Origin of the sequence: Streptomyces sp. NPDC059524 (assembly GCF_042749255.1) — a bacterium.
GTDB classification, from domain to species: Bacteria; Actinomycetota; Actinomycetes; order Streptomycetales; family Streptomycetaceae; genus Streptomyces; species Streptomyces xanthii.
Window position 1 is genome coordinate 1 of sequence record NZ_JBHYTK010000112.1, and the last position, 19,879, is coordinate 19,879.

Annotated in this window: 17 protein-coding genes and 1 tRNA gene; 7 read left to right on the forward strand and 11 right to left on the reverse strand. The window is 72.2% G+C overall.

Going from position 1 to position 19,879, the window contains the following annotated elements; all coding sequences use genetic code 11:
• Both ACFW9D_RS26730 and ACFW9D_RS26735 read right to left on the reverse strand, forming a co-directional pair.
• Positions 1-1,071, reverse strand: a 1,071-nt coding sequence (locus tag ACFW9D_RS26730; protein ID WP_384625700.1) for a BTAD domain-containing putative transcriptional regulator, incomplete at its 3' end; no start/stop codon positions are given.
• 7 nt (positions 1,072-1,078) lie between these two features.
• Complete coding sequence (locus ACFW9D_RS26735; protein ID WP_384625703.1) at positions 1,079-2,056, reverse strand: AfsA-related hotdog domain-containing protein; 978 nt, start codon at positions 2,054-2,056, stop codon at positions 1,079-1,081.
• Between the two features lie 158 nt (positions 2,057-2,214).
• Between ACFW9D_RS26735 and ACFW9D_RS26740 the strand changes: the two genes are divergently transcribed.
• Positions 2,215-2,288, forward strand: a tRNA-Lys gene (locus ACFW9D_RS26740).
• Between the two features lie 159 nt (positions 2,289-2,447).
• Here the strand turns inward: ACFW9D_RS26740 and ACFW9D_RS26745 are convergent.
• Positions 2,448-4,649: an MMPL family transporter gene (locus ACFW9D_RS26745; protein WP_384625706.1), complete on the reverse strand. Its 2,202-nt coding sequence runs from the start codon at positions 4,647-4,649 to the stop codon at positions 2,448-2,450.
• Positions 4,650-4,852: 203 nt separating this feature from the next.
• Here ACFW9D_RS26745 and ACFW9D_RS26750 point away from each other — a divergent pair, with 203 nt between their 5' ends.
• Positions 4,853-5,716, forward strand: a complete 864-nt coding sequence (locus ACFW9D_RS26750; protein WP_384625709.1) for a BTAD domain-containing putative transcriptional regulator — start codon at positions 4,853-4,855, stop codon at positions 5,714-5,716.
• Between the two features lie 6 nt (positions 5,717-5,722).
• Here ACFW9D_RS26750 and ACFW9D_RS26755 read toward each other — a convergent pair whose 3' ends face one another.
• The 5 genes from ACFW9D_RS26755 to ehuB all read right to left on the reverse strand — a co-directional run bounded on the left by ACFW9D_RS26755 (position 5,723) and on the right by ehuB (position 9,786).
• Positions 5,723-6,493, reverse strand: coding sequence for an IclR family transcriptional regulator (locus ACFW9D_RS26755; protein ID WP_188338752.1), 771 nt, complete (start codon positions 6,491-6,493; stop codon positions 5,723-5,725).
• 183 nt (positions 6,494-6,676) lie between these two features.
• Positions 6,677-7,447 (reverse strand): ectoine/hydroxyectoine ABC transporter ATP-binding protein EhuA, encoded by a 771-nt coding sequence (gene ehuA / locus ACFW9D_RS26760; protein WP_188341549.1) that lies wholly within the window; start codon positions 7,445-7,447, stop codon positions 6,677-6,679.
• A 34-nt stretch (positions 7,448-7,481) separates the two neighbouring features.
• The gene (gene ehuD / locus ACFW9D_RS26765) at positions 7,482-8,150 is read right to left on the reverse strand and encodes an ectoine/hydroxyectoine ABC transporter permease subunit EhuD (RefSeq protein WP_384625713.1); all 669 of its coding nucleotides are present in this window, start codon (positions 8,148-8,150) and stop codon (positions 7,482-7,484) included.
• Positions 8,147-8,893, reverse strand: coding sequence for an ectoine/hydroxyectoine ABC transporter permease subunit EhuC (gene ehuC, locus ACFW9D_RS26770; protein ID WP_384625716.1), 747 nt, complete (start codon positions 8,891-8,893; stop codon positions 8,147-8,149). The genes ehuD and ehuC overlap by 4 nt, the downstream gene beginning before the upstream one ends.
• Entirely contained in the window at positions 8,890-9,786 is an 897-nt protein-coding gene (ehuB, locus tag ACFW9D_RS26775) for an ectoine/hydroxyectoine ABC transporter substrate-binding protein EhuB (protein WP_188338755.1), read from the reverse strand. The genes ehuC and ehuB overlap by 4 nt, the downstream gene beginning before the upstream one ends.
• 133 nt (positions 9,787-9,919) lie before the next feature.
• Here ehuB and ACFW9D_RS26780 point away from each other — a divergent pair, with 133 nt between their 5' ends.
• Complete coding sequence (locus ACFW9D_RS26780) at positions 9,920-10,453, forward strand: DUF3830 family protein (protein ID WP_384625719.1); 534 nt, start codon at positions 9,920-9,922, stop codon at positions 10,451-10,453.
• 19 nt (positions 10,454-10,472) lie between these two features.
• Here the strand turns inward: ACFW9D_RS26780 and ACFW9D_RS26785 are convergent, their stop codons facing one another.
• Positions 10,473-11,870, reverse strand: coding sequence for an amidase (locus ACFW9D_RS26785; RefSeq protein ID WP_384625722.1), 1,398 nt, complete (start codon positions 11,868-11,870; stop codon positions 10,473-10,475).
• A 48-nt stretch (positions 11,871-11,918) separates the two neighbouring features.
• Complete coding sequence (locus ACFW9D_RS26790; protein WP_384625725.1) at positions 11,919-12,896, reverse strand: D-2-hydroxyacid dehydrogenase; 978 nt, start codon at positions 12,894-12,896, stop codon at positions 11,919-11,921.
• A 271-nt stretch (positions 12,897-13,167) separates the two neighbouring features.
• Here ACFW9D_RS26790 and ACFW9D_RS26795 point away from each other — a divergent pair, with 271 nt between their 5' ends.
• The 3 genes from ACFW9D_RS26795 (at position 13,168) to ACFW9D_RS26805 (ending at position 16,068) form a co-directional block, all read left to right on the forward strand.
• Entirely contained in the window at positions 13,168-13,974 is an 807-nt protein-coding gene (locus ACFW9D_RS26795) for an aspartate/glutamate racemase family protein (protein ID WP_188338759.1), read from the forward strand.
• Positions 13,971-14,702 (forward strand): decarboxylase, encoded by a 732-nt coding sequence (locus tag ACFW9D_RS26800; RefSeq protein ID WP_384625728.1) that lies wholly within the window; start codon positions 13,971-13,973, stop codon positions 14,700-14,702. The genes ACFW9D_RS26795 and ACFW9D_RS26800 overlap by 4 nt, the downstream gene beginning before the upstream one ends.
• Positions 14,703-14,964: 262 nt before the next feature.
• Positions 14,965-16,068 (forward strand): LLM class flavin-dependent oxidoreductase, encoded by a 1,104-nt coding sequence (locus ACFW9D_RS26805; RefSeq protein WP_384625731.1) that lies wholly within the window; start codon positions 14,965-14,967, stop codon positions 16,066-16,068.
• Positions 16,069-16,293: 225 nt separating this feature from the next.
• Here the strand turns inward: ACFW9D_RS26805 and ACFW9D_RS26810 are convergent, their stop codons facing one another.
• Complete coding sequence (locus ACFW9D_RS26810; RefSeq protein WP_384625733.1) at positions 16,294-18,213, reverse strand: putative bifunctional diguanylate cyclase/phosphodiesterase; 1,920 nt, start codon at positions 18,211-18,213, stop codon at positions 16,294-16,296.
• 261 nt (positions 18,214-18,474) lie between these two features.
• Here ACFW9D_RS26810 and ACFW9D_RS26815 point away from each other — a divergent pair, with 261 nt between their 5' ends.
• Positions 18,475-19,731: a M6 family metalloprotease domain-containing protein gene (locus ACFW9D_RS26815; RefSeq protein ID WP_384625736.1), complete on the forward strand. Its 1,257-nt coding sequence runs from the start codon at positions 18,475-18,477 to the stop codon at positions 19,729-19,731.
• The last annotated feature ends 148 nt before the right edge of the window (positions 19,732-19,879 follow it).

Here is a 19,879-nt window from a genome sequence, read left to right on the forward strand (position 1 = left end):
CAGCCGGCGCACCACCATGGAGAGCACTGCCGGGGGATCGAGCGGCCGCCCGCCCGAGTCCCGCAGTGCCATCAGCAGCCGCCCGTCGGGGAATTGCCCCGCCGCCTCGTGCGCGAGGCGCCCGACGAGCGCCGTCTTGCCGACCCCGGCCCGGCCCGACACGGCGAGCACCCGCCCGGTCTCGGGCCCGGCGGCGGCCAGGAAGCGGTGGCCCAGAGCGAGTTGGGCGGCCCGTCCGGTGAAGTCGGCGACCGGCGCGGGCAGCCGGACCACCGGCGCGGCGGCCGGCGGCCGGAGCGCGCGGGACGGGCCGGAGTCGCCCTGCCAGGCCAGCTGAGGGTCACCGGCGAGGATCCGTTCCTGCAGCCGGCTCATCACCGGGCCCGGCTCCACACCGAGTTCGGCCACGAGCGCGCGGCGCGCCCGGCGGTGGACCTCCAGCGCGTCCGACTGCCGCCCCGAGCGGTACAGCGCCACCATCAGATGGCAGTGCACCGTCTCGCGCAGCGGGTGGTCGTGCACCAGGGACCGCAGTTCGCCGATGAGCTCCTGGTGCCGGCCGAGCCGCAGATCGGCGGCGATCCGCTGCTCCAGCACCTCGGCGCGCAGCTCGTCCAGCCGGATCGCCGAGCTCTCCAGGGTGGTGCCGTGCGGGATGCCGGACAGGGCGGGGCCCGTCCACAGGTCGAGGGCGTCCTTGAACAGGCGGGACGCCTCCGCGTGGTCCTCGCGGGCGTGCGCGGCCCGGCCCTGTTCCCGCAGCGCCTCGAACGCGAGCAGGTCCAGATCGTCGGTGCCGACCTGCAGCAGATAGCCCGGCGGCCGGGTCAGCAGCGGCTGGCGGCCGTCGGGTGCGCCCTCCAGGAGCGCCTTGCGCAGCTGGGACACGTAGACCTGGAGCGTGGTCGTGGCGGTGCGCGGCGGCTCGGTGCCCCACAGTTCGTCGATCAGCGTGTGCGTCGACACGACGCTGTTCGCCTGGATCAGCAGGGTCGCGAGCACGGCCCTCGGCTTCGCCGCGGACGGCGTCGCCGGGGTCATCCGGATGGGTCCGAGGACACGGAAGCGCATGCCGGGCCTAGCAGTCCTGGAGCGCGGTTGCCGACACCTGCGCGACCTCGCGCTCGCCCTGCAGGAACGACAGGTGCAGCCTCGCCTGGGGCCGGCCCGCCGCGTCGCGGACCGTGGCGCCCTTGGCGCGCACCGCGCAGTGCAGCGCGAGCCCCGGCTCGGCGTAGCCGCGGAACGCCGCCCGCCAGCGGGTGAGCAGGGTGTGCGCCGGCAGGAAACCGTGCAGCTCCGCGGCAGCGAGCAGCGTGGCCTGCCGGGAGGCCTCCAGATAGAGCGCGGCCGGGACCTCGTCGGAGCCGTCCGACAGCACGGCGGCCGCGGCGGCCGTGTCCACGCGCAGCACCAGTGTGTCGTCGGGGCCCTGCGCGGGCAGCCCCACGAACACGTGCCGTGCCGTCCGCCGCCCCACCTGCCCCGGATCCGGGCTGCCCGCCCGCTCGGCGCCGTCCGCACCCGCGGTCACGCTCCGCTCGCTGCGCAGCCGGCCCGCCTCGCGGTGGGCACGGTGCACGCCGGGGCTCAGGAACGCGAGCCGCGCCCCGGCCGTGCCGCAGCGCCGACCGTCGATGGCCACGTCGGCCTCACAGGTCAGCCCCCTGGGCACGCCCGTGACGACGTCGACCGGGGTCAGCGTCAGGTCGAGGGAGATCCGCGCCGGCCCGTCGGTGTGCCGCCACGCGTCCACGTCGGTGATCTCGGTGCCGGCCGTGGCGATCGCCGTGACCCGCTTGTCCGGCACCCGGAAGTACTGGCGCGCGGCGAACAGCGCGGCGCGGCGCAGCCCCTCCACGGGGAACAGCAGGTCGTGGAAGGGCAGCGGAGTGTCGTCGTACAGGGGGTGGGACTCGGGCAGCTCGGTGGCGAACGCGAAGCGCTGCCGTGCGGGAGCGGCCGTCCCCAACAGGTACGCCTCCGGGCTGTCCGGCTTGTGCACCAGGTGCTGCAGGCCGGGGAAGAGCGGGGTGGGCGCGACAGAGCTGTCCATACGAAGTCCTCCGCAGCGTGTACCGGATCCCGAGCGCTCCCGAGTCTGCGCCCCGCCCCGCCCCGCGTGGAACGCCGCCGCTCACCAGTGACCCATGACGTTTTCATGCCTGGTCACGACCACCCCTTTCAGCCATGTAGTATTTACCTCGTCAACCGGCGCCATTAGCTCAGTTGGTTAGAGCAGCGGACTCTTAATCCGCGTGTCCGGGGTTCGAGTCCCTGATGGCGCACGTTGTCGGTGGCGGGATGTCTTCGCGGAAAGCGCGAAGCATCCCGCCATCGTCGTTTTCTGCGCGGCTGCGCCGCGCTCTGTGGGGGCTCCGCCACCCACACCCCCGAGCCGGAGGACCGGCTGAGGCCCCTCGCAGCAGCGGGGGGCCTTGTTCGTTTCAGTCGGTCAGGGCGAGGCGGTGGTGGAGGCGGGTCAGCGGGGTGAGGGTCCACCAGTTGGCCCGGCCGGCCAGGCGGATGAGGACCGGGACCAGGATCGCCCGGATCAGGGTCGCGTCGACGAGGATGACGACGACCATGCCGAGGCCCAGCATCTTGAGGTACACGACGCCGGACGAGGCGTACGTGGCGAAGGACGCGGCCAGGATCACCGCGGCCGAGGTGATGAGCGGCCCGCCGCGCTCCAGGCCGGCGGCGACCGAGGCCACCGTGTCGCCGGTGCGGTCGTACTCCTCCTTGATCCTCGACAGCATGAACACCTCGTAGTCCATCGACAGCCCGAACGCGGTGCAGAACATCAGGATCGGGATGCTCGGCTCCAGGCTGCCGGTGGCGGTGAAGCCGAGGAGGCCCGAGAGATGGCCCTCCTGGAAGATCCAGACGAGGGCACCGAACATGACGGCCATGCTCAGCGCGTTCAGGACCATCGCCTTCGCCGGGAGCAGCAGGCTGCCTGTCATGAGAAAGAGGATGACGAAGGTGACCAGGAGGACGAGGGCGAGGACCAGCGGGAGCCGGTCCACGAGCACGGAGCGGAAATCGGCCAGCTCGGCCGGGTAGCCGCCCACCCGCACCTCACCCGGACCGAAGGCGCCCCGCACGTCCGCGATCACCCGGTCCGGATCCGCGCCGAGCGCCTTCTGCGTGGCGATCACCGAGAACCAGGTGTCGTGGCCGGAGGCGAAACGGTTCGAGGAGGGCGTGGGGCCGAGGACGCGGTGGCCGTCGGCGTAGGAGCCGGTGAGAGCGTCGACCTGCCGGATGCCGGGTACGGCGGACAGCCGTATCGCCGCGGCCTCGATGCGGTCCCGCCCCGAAGCGTCACCCGGCAGGCCCGGCCGGAGCACCTGCAGCGCGTCGGTCTCCTCGGCGGCGAACTCGGCCCGGATCCGGTCCTGCACGAGCCGACTCGACGTGGACGCGGGCAGCACCCGGTCGTCCGGCGTGCCGAACGAGATGCCCAGCGCTGGCGCGGCCAGCGCGAGCAGCACGGCCAGGGCCGGAATCCCGTACGCGAGCGGGCGGCGCATCATCCGCAGGGCGTTGGTGTGCCACCAGCCGGAGCGGCCCGCCGGGGCCGGGGTGCGGCGCCGCACCCGGTCGCCGAGGCGGGCCAGCGCCGCCGGCAGGACGACGAGCGCGGCGAACACCGAGGTGAGGACGACGGCGATCCCCGAGTAGGCGAAGGAGCGGAGGAAGGGGAAGGGGAAGAGGAGGAGGCAGGCGAGGGAGACGGCGACGGTGAGGCCGCTGAAGGCGACGGTGCGGCCGGCCCGGCCGACGGCCCGCCGCGTCGCCTCCGCCGCATCGTGCCCGGTGTCCAGCTCCTCACGGAACCGGCTGATCACGAAGAGGCTGTAGTCGACGCCGAGACCGATGCCCATGACGAGCGTGAGGTTGGCGGCGAACGTCGACACGTCGGTGAAGGAGGTCAGCAGCCGCAGCAGTGCCAGCGTCGTGACCACCGAGAACAGCCCCATGCCCAGTGTGAGCAGTGCGGCGCTGAGCCGCCGGTAGATCACCGCCAGCAACAGCAGCACCAGCGGGAACACGATCAGCTCGGCGCGCAGGAAGTCCGTCCGGGCCTGCTCCGCCGCCTGCCGGAACACCTCGTCCGCGCCGCCGACCTCGACCTTCACCACGGCCCCGTCCCGGGCGAGGTCCGGGGCGAACGCGGCGAGCCGGGCCCGCGCCTCGGTGACCGTCCCCGACATCCGGGCGATCACCAGCGCCCGCCCGCCGTTCTCGGAGCGCATCACCGGGGACTTCCCGCGCGACCAGTAGGACGCGGTCTCGGCCACGCCCCGCTGTCCGGCGAGCTCCTGCTCCACGGCACGGCCCGCGGCGGCGACGGGCGCGGAGTCGACGTCCCCGCTCCTCGCGGTGACGAGCAGCAGCACGCTCGGGGTGCCCGTGTCGAAGATGCGGGCCAACTCGGCCCGGGTGGCCACCGACTCGGAACCGGGGGACTCGAACCGGCTCAGCACCAGCCGGTCCATCGCGCCCGCGGCCAGCGCGAGTCCGAGGACGGCGAGCAGCACGCTCAGCCAGATCACGGGGCGGGGCCGGCGGGCGATCCTGCCGCCGAGCCGGTGCAGCGCCGAATCGCCGGCGGGCGGTCGGGCGGGGGTGGTGGTCACGTTCACTGCCTTCTGTCGGGTACGTGCCCCGAACACTGCCGGGCAGCACTGGAACACCCCGCGGCACCGGAGAGGAAGCACCCCTGAAGCAGCCCTGAAGGAGTGCGGAAGGATTACGGAAGGAACGCTGAAGGGCCGGGGACCGTCAGCGGTCGGGCCGTGCCCGTAAGATCCGTACGGGTGCACGGAGTTGGGGAGGAACCATGTCCAGCGTTCTCCTGCGTCACCGGGGGCCCGCCGGCCCGGACCCCGGCCGCCCGCGGTTCGTCCTCTACGGACCGCTGCGCCTGCTCGTCGACGGCGCCCCCGTACAGCTCGGCCCGCCGAAGCAACAGGCCCTGCTCGCCGCTCTGTTGCTCCGTCTGGACCTGACGACGGGGCCGGACCAGCTGATCGACGCCCTGTGGGGCGCGCAGCCGCCCGCGTACGCGAAGAACCTGGTGCAGAAGTACGTTTCGGGCCTGCGCGGCGTGCTGGCCGCCGCCCCCGACCCGTCGGGGGACGGGCCGCGCCTGCTGTTCGAGGGGGGCGGCTATCGGCTCGACACCGACAAGGACCTCATCGACCTGTACGCGTACGAGCGCCTCGCCGCCACCGGGACGGCCCTCGCGTCGAACGGCAGCCCGGAGGAGGCCGCCCAGCACCTGGACTCCGCGCGAATCCTGGTCACCGGTCCGCTGGCCGAGGGCCTGGACGCGCCGGTCCTGGAGCGCGAACGGGTCTACCGCGACGAGCGGTTCCTCGCGGACATGGAGCTGCGCGCCGAGCTGGAACTGGACCTGGGCCGGCACCGCAACGCGATCCCGTACCTCTACTTCATGCTCCACAAGCATCCGCTGAGCGAGCGCCTCAGCTGGCTGCTGATGCTGGCCCTGTTCCGCGCGGACCGCGGCGCCGAGGCGCTGGCCGTGTACGACGAGTACCGGCGCCGCGTGGTGGCCGAACTCGGCACGGATCCGGGGCGGGCCCTGCGGACGCTGCACCACCGGATCCTGGCCCAGGACCCGGAGTTGACGAGTCTGCGCGCCGTACCGGCACCGAGGACGCCGCTCCCGCCGGGGGAGTGAGCGGGGTCAGATCGCGAGGGAGAGCAGGACCGGGGCCGCGCCCTTGTTGAGCTGGTCGGCCGCGCGGTGCAGGCGGTGCGCGTGCTCGACCGGGAGGGAGAGGGCCAGGCAGCCGACGGCCGAGCCCGCCGTGATCGGCACCGCGGCGCAGACCGTGCCGACCGCGTACTCCTGGAGGTCCAGGACCGGGACGGTCGGGGGCTGGGCGGCGAGGCGGGAGAGCAGCACCTTCTCGTTGGTGATGGTGCGGGAGGTGAGGCGGGCCATCTTGTGCCGGGAGAGGTGGTCGCGCCGGCCGTTGAGGTCGAGCTGGCCGAGCAGGCTCTTGCCGACCGCGCTGGCGTGCGCGGAGACCCGGAAGTCCACCCACTCGTTGACCGCGGGGGCCTCGGGGCCGGCCGCGTACTGGGTGACGCGGACCTCGCCGTCGATGTACCGGCTGAGGTAGACGGCCGCGCCCACGGAGTCCCGCAGCTCGTCGAGCGTGTGCTGGAGCTTGGCGGTCAGCGCGTCCTCGCGGCCCTCGGCGACGGTCAGCCGGTCCAGGGCGGCGCCCGTGACGTACGCCCCGTCCGCCGTCTGCTGGACGTACCCCTCGCGGCGCAGCATCCGCAGCAGCGCGGTCAGCTGCTCCGCGGGCAGTCCCGTGACGCGGCCCAGTTCGGTGTCGGTGATGCCGACCCCGCGCAGGGCGACCGTCTCCAGGATGCGCAGCGCACGCCGCACCGACCGGTGCGGCTGGTACGACGACGCGTCCTGCTCGTGCTTCAGCGCCACGGCATCCCCCTGTATGGAACGGTTCCGGACAGCTGGGCTCCGTCCACGATAGCCGTCAAACACCCCGAACGGGGCGGCTGTTGGGGAGATACATGGGAGAAGGGCGGCGCGTTCCGTGCCTCTCAGCAGGAACGCACCACCCTGGCATATGCCCATGTCATGCCCCGCGCATTGCGCGGCTGGTCACAGCACCGCGCTCAGAAACTCCCGGGTGCGCTCGTGCTCGGGCTCGCTGAAGATCTTCTCCGGCGAACCGGACTCGATGACCCGCCCCGCGTCGAACATCAGTACCTGGTCCGAGATGTCCCGGGCGAAACTCATCTCGTGGGTCACGCACAGCATCGTGATGTCGGTGGTGTGCGCGATGTCCCTGAGCACGTCGAGAACGCCCGCGACCAGCTCCGGGTCGAGCGCCGACGTCACCTCGTCGAGCAGCAGCACCTGCGGCCGCATGGCCAGCGCCCGCGCGATCGCGACACGCTGCTGCTGACCGCCCGACAACTGCGTCGGGTACGCGTCGCAGCGGTCGCCGAGCCCCACCATGTCGAGCAGCTCGCGCGCCCGCTCCTCCGCCTCGTCCTTGGACAGGCCGAGCACGGTGACCGGCGCCTCCGTGATGTTCCTGAGCACCTTCATGTTCGGGAACAGGTTGAACTGCTGGAAGACCATGCCGATGTTCTTGCGGACCTCGCGGACGTGCTTCTCGCCCGCCGGCACGAGCTTGCCGTTCTTCTGCTCGTGCGTGAGGTACTCGCCGCCCACCTTGATCGTGCCCTCGTCGGGCTTGATCAGGGTCATCAGCAGCCGCAGGATCGTCGTCTTGCCGGAGCCGGACGGGCCGATCAGCGTCACGTGCTTGCCGGACGCCACCGAGAAGTCCAGCTCGTCGAGGACGGTGTTGCCGCCGAACCGCTTCACGACCTTGTCGAAGCGGATCAGCTCGCTGCCGTCCACCTTGGGGTTGGGCTGGTCCTTGGGAAGGTTCGGGTCAGCGGACAAGACGGCGCTCCAGGGCTCGCAGAAGAAGAGAGGACGGGTAGGCGATGAGGATGAAGGCGACGCCGACGACGGTCAGGGCCTCCGTGTACTGGAACGTCTGCGCGGCTTCGAGCCGTGCGCGCTGCAGCATCTCCAGGACACCGATCGCCGCGAGCAGCGGGGTGTCCTTGAGCATCGCGATCACGTAGTTGCCGAGCGCGGGCACCACCCGGCGGATGGCCTGCGGCAGGATCACCGCGCTCCACGTCCTGCGGTACGGCAGGCTCAGCGCCCGCGCGGCCTCCCACTGGCCCACCGGGACGGCCTCGATGCCCGCCCGGTACACCTGCATGGTGTACGTCGAGTAGTGCAGGCCGAGCGCGAGGACACCGGTCGTCAGCGCGGACGCCTGCACCCCCCACTCCGGCAGCACGAAGAAGAAGAAGAACAGCTGGACCAGGAGCGGGGTGTTGCGGATGAACTCCGTGAAGGCCCCGACCGGCCAGCGTACGAAACGGGTCGGCGCACGCAGCGCGAGCGCCCACACCAGACCCAGGCTGAACGAGATCAGCGAGCCCAGCACGAGGGCCTGCAGCGTGACGAGGACGCCGTCCCAGAACGTCGGCATGAAGTCGGCGACGGCCGACCAGTCCCAGTTGGACGCGGCGGTGACGATCATGCGCCGCCACCTCCCGCGCTCGTCGGGACATGAGACATCTCCGTCGTCTGGCGGAGGTTGAGCTTGCTCATGATTCCGATCCCGGCTGCCGGACGCTGGCCGATGCCGGCCTTGGCCTTGCGCTCCACGGCACGCATCACCCGCGTGAGCAGGAACGCGATGACGAAGTAGATGACGAGCGTCAGCAGGTAGATCTCCGCGCTCTCCGTCGTCGCGAGCCGCACCAGGTTCGCGGCGAACGACACGTCGCCGATGCCGAGCAGCGACACCAGGGCGGTGCCCTTCATCAGCTCGACCAGCAGGTTCGAGAACGGCGGGATCATCTCCGGCACCGCCTGCGGCAGCAGGATCAGCCGCATCCGCTGCCATGGCGTGAAGCTCAGCGCGACGCCCGCCTCACGCTGCGCGGGCGCCACCGAGTTCAGGGCGCCGCGCACGATCTCCGAGCCGTACGCCCCGTAGGACAGGGACAGCGCCAGCACCGCCGCCCACATCGGGACCAGCGACCAGCCCGCCAGCTGCGGCAGCACGAAGAAGATCCAGAACATGAGGATCAGGGCGGACGTGCCCCGGAAGACCTCGGTGTAGAACCCGGCGACGAACCGCACGATCCACAGCCGGTGCGTGCGGGCCATGCCGACGCCGAACGCGACGACGGCCGCGAGCAGCGCGCTGTACACGGTCAGCTGGATCGTGACCCAGATCCCGGGCAGTACCCAGTGTTCCCACAGTCCGCTGGTCATCGGCACAGCTCCTCGGCGGTCAGGGTGGTCATCTCCGCCTTCGTGAAGCCGAACGGCTGGAGAATCCTGAACAGTTCGCCGCTCTTCTTCATCTTGTGGATCTCGACGTTGAAGGCGTCCCGCAGCTTCGTGTCGGTGGGCCGGAACGTGAAGCCGCCGCCGTCGACGTGCTTCTTCCCGTCCACCAGCGGCGCGAACGGCTCGGTGTGCTCCGCCTTGCGGCTCTTCTTCGTGACCTCGCGGGTCGTCAGGGCGGTCCCGGCGAACACGTCGATCCGGCCCGCCTCCACGGCGTTCAGACCCGCCACCTGATCCTGGAGGATCACGATGTCGGACTCCTTGTAGCCCGCGTCGACCGCGTACTGGATCTCCGCGTACCCGGTGCCCGTACCGAACTTGGCCTTCGCCTTCACGACGTCGGCGTAGTCGTGCAGGTTCATCGGATTGCCCTTGCGGACGATGAACGAGTCCAGCATCTGGTACTCGGGGTCCGCGAAGATGACCTGCTGACAGCGCTCCTTGTTGATGTACATCCCGGCCGACACGACGTCGAACTGCTGGGTGTTCAGACCCGGGATCAGCGAGGCGAAGTCCGTCGCCACCGGCTGAACGTTGTCCACGCCGAGCCGTTTGAAGATGACCTTGGCCAGCTCCACCGCCTCGCCCGTGAACTCGCCCGCGTCGTTGATGTACCCGTACGGCACCTCACCGGCGATGCCCAGGCGGACGGTGCCCGCCCCCTGGAGCCGTGCGAGCGTGTCGCCGTTCGGCACGCGGCTGCAGCCGGCGGCGCCGAGCGCACCGATCGCGCCGAGCGCTCCCGCGCCGGCGAGCAGTGATCGTCTGCGGATGATCCGTTTCCCGTGCGTTCGTTTCTCTGTAGGTGGAGCCATGGGCGCGCGGCTACCCGACTCGACTCAACCTATGCCGATCAATTCCCGCCTTCCCCCACCGGGGCGACACGCGGTTGGGCCGGGGGGAGGCGTACTTGACCCATGGGGGTGAAGGGGGCCGACCATGGGACGTATGGCTACGACACAGGACGCAAAGGACAGCACCGCCGCCGCCCGGTACCTGGAGGTCTCGCTGGTCAAGCGGGGCGTCACGTGCAGGGCGAAGCTCCTCGACGACCGGGCGCCGCTCACGTGTGCGGCGGTGTGGGACGCGCTGCCGCTCGTCTCCGACGTCTACCACGCCAAATACGCCCGCAACGAGATCTACGCCCTGTTCCCCGCCTTCGCCGAGCAGGAGCCCCCGCTCGAGAACCCGACCGTCACGCCCGTCCCCGGCGACCTCTGCTACTTCTCCTTCAACGGGACGCAGTTGGGGTCGCAGTCCTACGGGTACGGGGCGGGGGCCTCGCTCCAGGCCGGCACCCCCGTGATCGATCTGGCCCTGTTCTACGAACGCAACAACCTGCTCCTGAACGGGGACGTCGGCTGGGTCCCCGGCATCGTCTGGGGCCAGATCGTGTCCGGCCTCGACGACATGGCCGAGGCCTGCCAGGACCTCTGGCGCAACGGGGCGTCCGGCGAGACGCTGTCCTTCCGCAGGGCCTGAACGGCCCCGGCTCCGCCGCCTAAGGCGCGTCGATTCCCGCCGCGCCAGAGGCGTACAGGGCATGCGCCGCCCGGAGGACCAGGGGGTCGGCGTGGCGGGCGGCGACGAGTTGGAGGCCGATGGGGAGGCCTGCCGAGTCGAGCCCGACGGGCACCGTCGCCGCCGGCTGCTGCGTCAGGTTGAACGGGTACGTGAAGGGCGTCCAGCCCGTCCAGCGCCGCAGCCCCGAACCCCGGGGAACCTCGACCCCCGCCTCGAACGCGGTGAGCGGCATCGTCGGCGTCACCAACAGGTCGTACGTGGAGTGGAACACCCCCATCCGCCGCCCGAGCGCCATCCGCGCGTCGACCGCCGCCAGATAGTCCAGCGCGCTGTACCGGGCCCCTTGCGCACACACTTCCTTGAGCCCGGGATCCAGCAACTCGCGCTGCGCGGGTGACAGTTGCTGCACCACGCGCGCCGCCCCGCTGAACCACAGCACATGGAACGCCTCGACCGGATCCGTGAAGTCGGGGTCGACCTCCTCCACGTACGCCCCGAGTCCGGCCAGCCGCGTGACCGCCTTCCGTACCGCCGCCGCGACGTCCGCCCGTACCGCGACCTGCCCGCCCAGCGACGGCGAGAACGCGACCCGCAGCCCGCGCACGCCCTCGTCGAGCCCGTCGCGGAAGCTGCCCGGGACCGGCCCGAGCCCGGACCAGTCCCGCGGGTCGGGCCCCGAGATCACGTCCATCATCAGCGCCGCGTCCGCCGCGTCCCGCGTCATGGGCCCGACGTGGGACAGCGTCCCGAACGCGGAGGCCGGGTACAGCGGCACCCGCCCGTACGTCGGCTTCAGCCCGAAGATCCCGCAGAACGAGGCCGGGATCCGTACCGAACCCCCGCCGTCCGTGCCCAGCGACAGCGGCCCCGCCCCGACCGCGACGGCCGCCGCGCTGCCCCCGCTGGACCCGCCGGCGGTGCGCGAGGTGTCGTACGGATTGCGGGTGACGCCTGCGAGCGGCGAGTCGGTGACGCCCTTCCAGCCGAACTCGGGGGTCGTCGTCCGCCCCACGAAGACGGCCCCGTGCTCCCGCAGCCGTGCCACCGACGGCGCGTCCTCGTCCCAGCGCCCCTCGGCCCGCACCGTCCGCGACCCGCGCAGCGTCGGCACCCCCCGCTGCAGCAGGATGTCCTTGACGGTGACCGGCACCCCGTCCACCAGACCCTGTGGCTCCCCGCGCCGCCACCGCTCCGCGCTCGCCTCCGCCGCCGCGAGGGCGCCCTCGGCGTCGACCCGCGTGAACGCGTTCAGCGCGGGCTGGGTCTCCTCGATGCGGGCGAGCACCGCCCGGGTGGCGTCGACCGGGCCGAACTCGCCCTTGCGGTAGCCGTCGACGAGTTCCTGCGCGGTCAGTCCGGTGAGCTCCGTCGTCATCCGTGTCCGCCTTCCAGCGACGAGGTCCATGAACGTCAGGGCCGGTGATCAGTTCCCCGGGACATACCCACGTTTCTTGTCGACTACATTCGTCAGCGGCCGGCCGGCGGCCCAGGCCTCGTACAACTCGACGAACTGGAGCCCGAGTTCGTCCCGCCAGCCCACCGTGTCCCCGCTCATGTGCGGAGACACGATCAGTCCGGGGGTCGTCCACAGGGGGCTGTCCGGCGGCAGCGGCTCGTGCTCGAAGACGTCGAGGGCGGCGCCCGTGATCCACCGCTTGTTCAGCGCGTCGAGCAGGTCGTCCTCGACGACGAGCTGTCCGCGCCCCACGTTGATGAACCGGGCCGACGGCTGCATCACGCCGAACCGCCGGGCGTCGAACATGCCGCGCGTCGCGTCCGTCAGCGGCGCCGCGCACACCACCCAGTCGGCCCGGGCGAGCAGCCGGTCCAGTTCGTCCTGCCCGTGGACCCCGGTCCGCGCCTCGCGCCCCACCAGCGCCGTGATCATCCCGATCGCCTTCAGCTGCTTGACGATCGCCCGCCCGATCGGCCCGGAGCCGACGACGCAGGCCCGCGTCCGCGCGACCCGCTGCGACTCCCGGTGCCGCCAGGTCCGCTCCGTCTGGAGCGCGAGCGTGCGCGGCAGGTCCTTGGCCATCGCCAGGACCAGCGCGGCGACGTACTCGGCGATCGGCCGGTCGAAGACGCCCCGCGCGTTGGTCAGCACGGTGTCCGAATCGACCAGCTCGGGGAACATCAGCCGGTCCACGCCGGCGCTCGCGGTGTGCACCCACTCGGGCCGGGAACCGGGCGCGGCGGCCGGCCAGGCCTCCCGCACGGCGTCCGAGAGGAAGTCCCAGACGAGCAGCACATCGGCGTCGGGCAGCCGCTCGCGCAGCTCGTCGGCGTCCTGGGCGTGCTCCACCCGGGCCCGCCCGGTGAGGCTGCCGAGGCGGGGCGCCGGGGCGGGTGAGGGGGCGTCCAGGACCAGCACGGTCGGGGTCCGGAGATCGTTGCGCAACGAGGTTCCGCTTCCTGGGGGACGGTTCCCCGGTTCCCCCGGGAAACAGTTTCTGCGGGCTTCGGGCATCCGCCTGACTTGGGCGGATTGACCACGCTGGCACCTGAATCTAACGTCGTCAACAGGGGTACTCCGCAAGCGGATACCCACCCTCTCCGCTGTTCCGACGTCCCGGCGGTCCGCCGGCCTCAGCACCACCCGGGAACACCCCGGCACATTCCGGCACCCGGCATCCATCACGCATCACGACAGCTGAATGTGGGGCCAGCTCATGGACGTCTCATTCCTGGGGGGACCGCAGCCGCAGCGCGGCGTGGGCGTCGTCGCCCCCTTCGACTTCGCACTCGACCGCGAGCTGTGGCGCTGGGTGCCCGACGAGATCTCCCTCCACCTCACCCGTACGCCGTTCGTGCCGGTCGAGGTCAGTCTCGACCTGGCCCGCCTGGTCAGCGAGCACGAGACGCTCGACGAGGCGGTACGGGCCCTGGCCGCGGCCGAGCCGGAGGTCGTCGCGTACGCCTGCACCTCGGGCAGTTTCGTCGGCGGCATCGCCGGCGAGCGGGCGATGTGCGAGGCCATGCACCGGGCCGGTGAACTGCCCTCGGTGACCACGTCGGGCGCGCTGCTCGAAGCGCTCGCCGAGCTCGGCGCCCGGCGCATCGCCCTGGTCACCCCGTACACGGCGTCGGTGACCGAGTCCCTGGAGGCGTATCTCGGCGAGGCCGGCACGACGGTCACCGGGCGGGCCTATCTCGGACTGACCCGGCACATCTGGAAGGTCCCCTACCGGGACGTCGCGGCGATGGCGCGGGAGGCGGTGGGCCCGGGGGCCGACGCGCTGTTCATCAGCTGCACCAACCTGCCCACGTACGACGTCATACCGCAGCTGGAGGCCGAACTGCGGATCCCGGTGATCTCCGCCAACCAGGTCACGATGTGGTCCGCGCTGAAACGGCTCGGCACGCGCGCGGTGGGCCCCTATCAGGCGCTGCTCGATCCGGCCGCGCGCCGCCAGTGGCCCCTGCCCGAACAGCACCGGCAACTCCCCGAAGGCCAGCAGGAAGGCGGCTTTGCATGACAGCGCTCGGATTCCTCTACCCCGGACACTCGGCCGAGGACGACTACCCGCGCATCGAGATGCTGATCGACAGCGATGTCCGGCTGCCCGTCGTGCACACCGACATCGGCGAGGACGCGCACCGGGTCGACGCGCTGCTGCGGATGGGGGCGCCCGAGCGGCTCGCGGCGGGGGTCGAGGAGCTGCGGCTCGCCGGGGCGGAGGCGGTGGTGTGGGCGTGCACGTCCGCGAGCTTCGTCTTCGGCTGGGAGGGGGCGCACGAGCAGGTGCGGGCGCTCGCGCGGGCCGCGGGGCTGCCCGCCTCCAGCACGTCCTTCGCCTTCGCGTACGCGCTGCGGGAGCTCGGGGTGCGGCGGGTCGCCGTCGCGGCGACGTACCCGGAGGACGTCGCCGCGTACTTCGCGGAGTTCCTCACCGCGTCCGGGGCGGAGGTGCTCTCCGTGCGGGGGAGCGGGATCATCACCGCGGCGGAGGTCGGCACGTGGGGCTGGGACGAGGTCCTGGCCATGGCCCGCGCCGGCGACCACCCGGAAGCGGAGGCGATCCTCCTCCCGGACACGGCGCTGCACACGGCGTCCTACGTCTCCGCTCTGGAACGGGAACTGGGCAAGCCGGTCCTCACCGCGAACCAGGTCACCGTCTGGGAGGGCCTCCGCCTGGCCGACCGCCGCGTCAACGCTCCGCTTTTGGGCGCCCTCTTCAAGAAGGCACCGCTGATCCAGTCGTAGCCCTTCGCCCGCGGGTCGGTGGGGGCTGGTCGCGCCCCTAAGGAGGCTGCGCCTCCTCGGGGAAATGCGCCCGAAGGGCATGCATTTCAGGGGCGCGGGGAACTGCGCGACCAGCCCCCACCGGGCCGCAGCCGCGAAAGAAACCGGGGAAGCCCTACGGCGACGGGGCGCCGTCCGCTTCACCCGAGCCGAGCGGGAATAAACCGGAGACCGCCTCCGTTAAAGCGGGCATCGAGTACAGGCACCCGTAGCAGGAGGATCCGTGTCGCCCACCCCAGACGACATCCGCGGCGCAGCCACCGGCACCGCCCCCACCCCCCTCTCCGTCCTGGACCTGGTGACGGTGGGCGCGGGCCGCACCGCCACCGACGCCCTCCGCACGAGCGTCGACATCGCCCGCCTCGCGGAGCGCCGCGGCTTCCACCGCTACTGGGTCGCCGAGCACCACTCCATGCCGGGCGTCGCCTCCAGCAGCCCCGCCGTGATCCTGGCCCACCTGGCCGCCCACACGGACCGCATCCGCCTCGGCTCCGGCGGCGTCATGCTCCCCAACCACGCCCCGCTGGTCATCGCGGAGCAGTTCGGCACGCTGGAGGCGATGGCCCCGGGCCGCGTCGACCTCGGCCTCGGCCGCGCGCCGGGCACCGACGGCGCCACCGCCGCCGCCCTGCGCCGCAGCGAGCGCCTGAACGAGGGTGCCGACGACTTCCCGCAGCAGCTCGCCGAGCTGATCCGCTTCCTCGACGACGACTTCCCCGACGGGCACCCGTACGCCCGGATCCACGCCGTCCCCGGCCCGGTCCAGGCCACGTCACCCGGCGGCGTCCAGGACCCGCACCGCCCGCCGGTCTGGCTGCTCGGCTCCTCCGGCTTCAGCGCCCGCCTGGCCGGCAGCCTCGGCCTGCCGTTCGCCTTCGCGCACCACTTCTCCGCGCAGAACACGATCCCGGCCCTGGACCTCTACCGCACCTCGTTCCGGCCCTCCGCCGTCCTCGACGAGCCGTACGCCCTCATCGGCGTCTCCGCGCTCGCCACCGACGACGACGGCACCGAGGCCCGCCGCCAGGTGACGGCCGCCGCCCTGAACATGGTCCGGCTGCGCACCGGCCGCCCCGGCCTCGTCCCCACCCCGGAGGAGGCGGAGGCGTACGCGTTCAACGAGATGGAGCGCGACTTCATCCGCACCTGGAACGCGAACGTCATCCACGGCACCCCCGACGAGGTCCGCTCCGGACTCGACGACCTCCACAAGCGCACCGGCGCCGACGAGCTCATGCTGACGGCCAACGCCCACAGCGGAGACGTCCGCCTGCGCTCGTACGAACTCATCGCCGACGCCTACGCACTCCCGGGCGCCGGCGCCTGACGCCCGCCCCCGCCGGCCGGGAGCCCAGCCTGATCCGAACAAAAGGCCCTAGGGCGTGCCTCCAAACTCCCGCCTGCTTCACGACGTCTGGCACGCACTCTCGCGCCGCACCGGGCGAAGACCCAAGTAGCTCCGCTACGAGGGCCTGCGCCCGGCACGCCGAGAGCACGCACCAGACGCCGCGAAGCCGCCCTCCGGGCGACGACGGGAGTTTGAAGACACGCCCTAGGCGGCGCTCCCGGCCAGCAGCGCGGAGATTCCCTCCGCGGCGACCGCCCGCGAGTACAGCCAGCCCTGCCCCGTGTCGCACCCGATCCGGCGCAGCCGCTCCGCCTGCTCCGACGTCTCGACGCACTCCGCGATCACGGTGAGCCCGAGCCGGTGCGCCAGCTGCACCAGCGCCTCGACGATCATCGCGTCCGCCGGGTCGGACGTGGCCGCGCCGCCGTGGCCGCCGCCGTCCTGGAAGCCGCGCACGAACGATCCGTCGAGCTTCAGCACCGACACCGGCAGCCGGCTCAGATACGCGAGGTTCGAGTACCCGGTGCCGAAGTCGTCGATGGCGATGGCGACCCCCATGCCGCTGAGCGCCTGCAGCGCCTGCAACGGCCGCCCCGCCGAACCCATCACGGCCGACTCCGTCAGCTCCAGCTGCAACAGGTGCGGCGGCAGACGCGTCTCCTCCAGGATCTGCGCCACGTCCGCCACGAGATCCGAGTCCCAGACCTGACGCACCGCCACGTTCACGCTCACGACGACCGGTTCGGCCTCCGGATGCGCCAGCTGCCAGGCCCGCGCCTGCCGGCAGGCGGTCCGCAGCACCCACCGCCCCAGCTGCACGATCGACCCGTCCTCCTCGGCCAGACCGATGAACCGATTCGGCGTGAGCAGGCCGAACTGGGGGTGCCGCCAGCGCACCAGCGCCTCCACCCCGGACAGCCCGCCGTCGGCCATCCGCACCAGCGGCTGGTACTCGAGCACGAACTCCCCGCGCTCCACCGCCGGCCGCAGCCCCGAGGAGAGCGCCTGCCGTGTCATCCGGTGTGCGTTGCGCTCCGGGTCGAACAGGGTCCAGCGCGCTTTGCCGTCGGCCTTCGCCCAGTACAGCGTGGTGTCCGCGGCCTGCATCAGCCCTGTCGTCGTGGTCCCCGAGACATGCCGCTCCACGACCCCGATCGACGCCGACACCGACAGCCGCTGCCCCGCGAGGTCGAACGGCTCCTGCAACGCGGCGAGCACCGACTCCGCCAGATCCGCCAGCTGCTCGGTGCCCGTCGAGTCCTCCACGAGCAGCGCGAACTCGTCGCCGCCCAGCCGGGCCACCAGCGGGGTCCCCGTCGCCGTGGCGGCCAGCTCCGCGCAGCGCGTCAGCCGGTCGGCGACCGCGGTCAGCAGCCGGTCGCCGACGTGGTGGCCGAGCGTGTCGTTGACCGCCTTGAACCCGTCGAGGTCGAGATAGCACAGGCCCACCCGCCCGGTCGCGCCCGTCCCCTCGTAGGCGCCCGTCTCCAGCGCGGCCGTGACCCGCTCGAAGAACAGGGCCCGGTTGGGCAGCCGGGTCACCGGGTCGTGCATCTCCAAGTGCCGCAGCCGCGCCGCGAGTTCACGCCGGGCGCTGATGTCGGTGAGCGAGATCAGCGTCGTCTCGGTGCCCGGCACGGGGCCGACCGTGATCTGCGCCCACACCGAGCGCCCCGTGGCGTGCTTGAGGCGGCGGGTGCGGGTCAGCCGGGCCTGCCGCCCGCGCAGCACCTCGCGGTACGCGTTCCAGGTGCGCGGGTCCGAACCGAGGTCGAGCAGCTCCGCGGCGTCCCGGCCGGTCAGCGCGTCGCCGCCGGCGCCGTCGAGCAGGACGCGGGCCGCCGTGTTGGCCGCCACGATCAGGCCGGCCGGGTCGACGACGATCATGGCGAGCGGCGAGGCGAGGAACGCCGACCGCAGCGGGTTCCTCGCCTGTGCCTCCGGCGGCTCCTGGGCCCGCTCGGCACTCTCCGTGAGGGTGTGGCCGGGGCGCGGGCCGGGCGGGCAGGTATCCGTCGCGGTCGTGGGCCCTTCTGGCTGTGCGCTCACCGCTCGCTCCCGCTCTGCGTCGTCTGGATGCGTGATCTGGTGCGGCCGGGTCCCGGCAGAAAGTGTGCCGATCATAGAGGCAGGTCGGACGGCCCATCCAGCCTGCGGGAGCCCGGTGGCCGCCGCACGCCCGTCGGCCGGCCCCGCGCCAGATCGTTTCTGCTCAAGGTGCGTCGCGGTCGTGCCGTGGTCCGTGCACAGCCCGACCGGCTGTGACGTTCTGTGACCGCCCGGCGTGTCACCCCGTCACTCGTCCGGGCCAGATAAAGAGGGCGCAGTACTACAAACACCCACAGTCTGGGTGGGGTGTCCCGCTTTCCCCACCCGGAGGTCGACTTGCCGCGTCCGCAGCCACCCGGGGGAGTGGAGAAGCCCCGGCCGCGCGCCGTCGCGGCGGCGCTCACCGCTCTCACCGCCCTGGCCGCCACAGGTCTGGTCGCGGGTCCCGCGTCCGCCGCCCCCTACGGCGGGCCCTGCGCCCTGGAGCGCACCGCCGCCCACCACTCCGAGGGCCTCGACACGTGGAACGAGGCGTATCCGCGGCCCGGCAAGCGGCTCGACGCCGTGATGGTCTTCCTCTCGTTCCCCGACGCGGAACCGCAGACCAGCCCGCAGGAACTGGCCGCCGACCACTTCCCGGCCACCACCCGCTTCTTCGAGCAGGCCTCCTACGGCCGCTTCGAACTCGTGCCGCATCCGCAGACCCGCTGGATCCAGATGCCGCACGACTCCACCTCGTACGCCATAAAGCGGGACTGGAGCGCGGCGCACCGCAGCGACTACCTGCGCGACGCGCTCGCCGCCGCCGACCCCGTGACCGACTTCAGCAAGTACGACGTCGTCTACCTCGTCGCCGACCCGGACGCGCCCGGCGTCGACTCCGACGCCACCAAGGTCGTCAACTTCGACCGGCCGATGCGGGCCGACGGCACCGACATCCGGCGCGTCGTCACCGTCTTCGAACGGCACCCCCCGGACCGCAATGTCCTCGCCCACGAGACCGGGCACGTCTTCGACCTGCCCGACCTCTACCACCGGCCCTCCGACGGCAAGGGGGACTGGGACACGTACGTGGGGGACTGGGACGTCATGGGCAGCCAGTTCGGGCTCGCGCCGGATCTGTTCGGCTGGCACAAGTGGAAGCTGGGGTGGCTGGACCCGGGACAGGTCCGCTGCGTCAGCGACACCGGGCCGACGCGGCTCACCCTGGAGCCGCTCAGCACCGGGCCCGACGCGCGGGGCGCCGCGTTCGGCACGGGGGACGGGACGAAGCTCGCCGTCGTCCGTACGGGGCCGTCCAGCGCGATCGCCGTCGAGGCGCGCGGAGGCACGGGCAACGACACCGGCACCTGTACGCGGGGGATCCTCGTCTACCGGGTCCGCAGCGACTCCACCTCCGGTGACGGGCCGGTCCAGGTCCTCGACACGCACCCGGGTACGGGGGCCTGCTACGGCGAATCCGTCTACCCGCCGCTGGCCGACGCCCCCCTGGAGGTGGGCGAGAGCTTCACCCTCCCCGGGGAACACATCCGCATCGAAGCGGAATCCCGCACACCCTCAGGCTCCTGGAACCTGAAAATCACAGCGGGCTGATCACGCGCCTGGGCCCCCGCCGGGCCCCTCCGGTTCCGGTCGCGGTTCCGGTCGGGTCGTCCCCGCCTTGGGCAGTCTGCCGCCTGGGGCGGCACGGGTGGGCAAGGCGGCACCCAGGTGCCGGGTGCGCGATTAGGTCGGTCTCGGC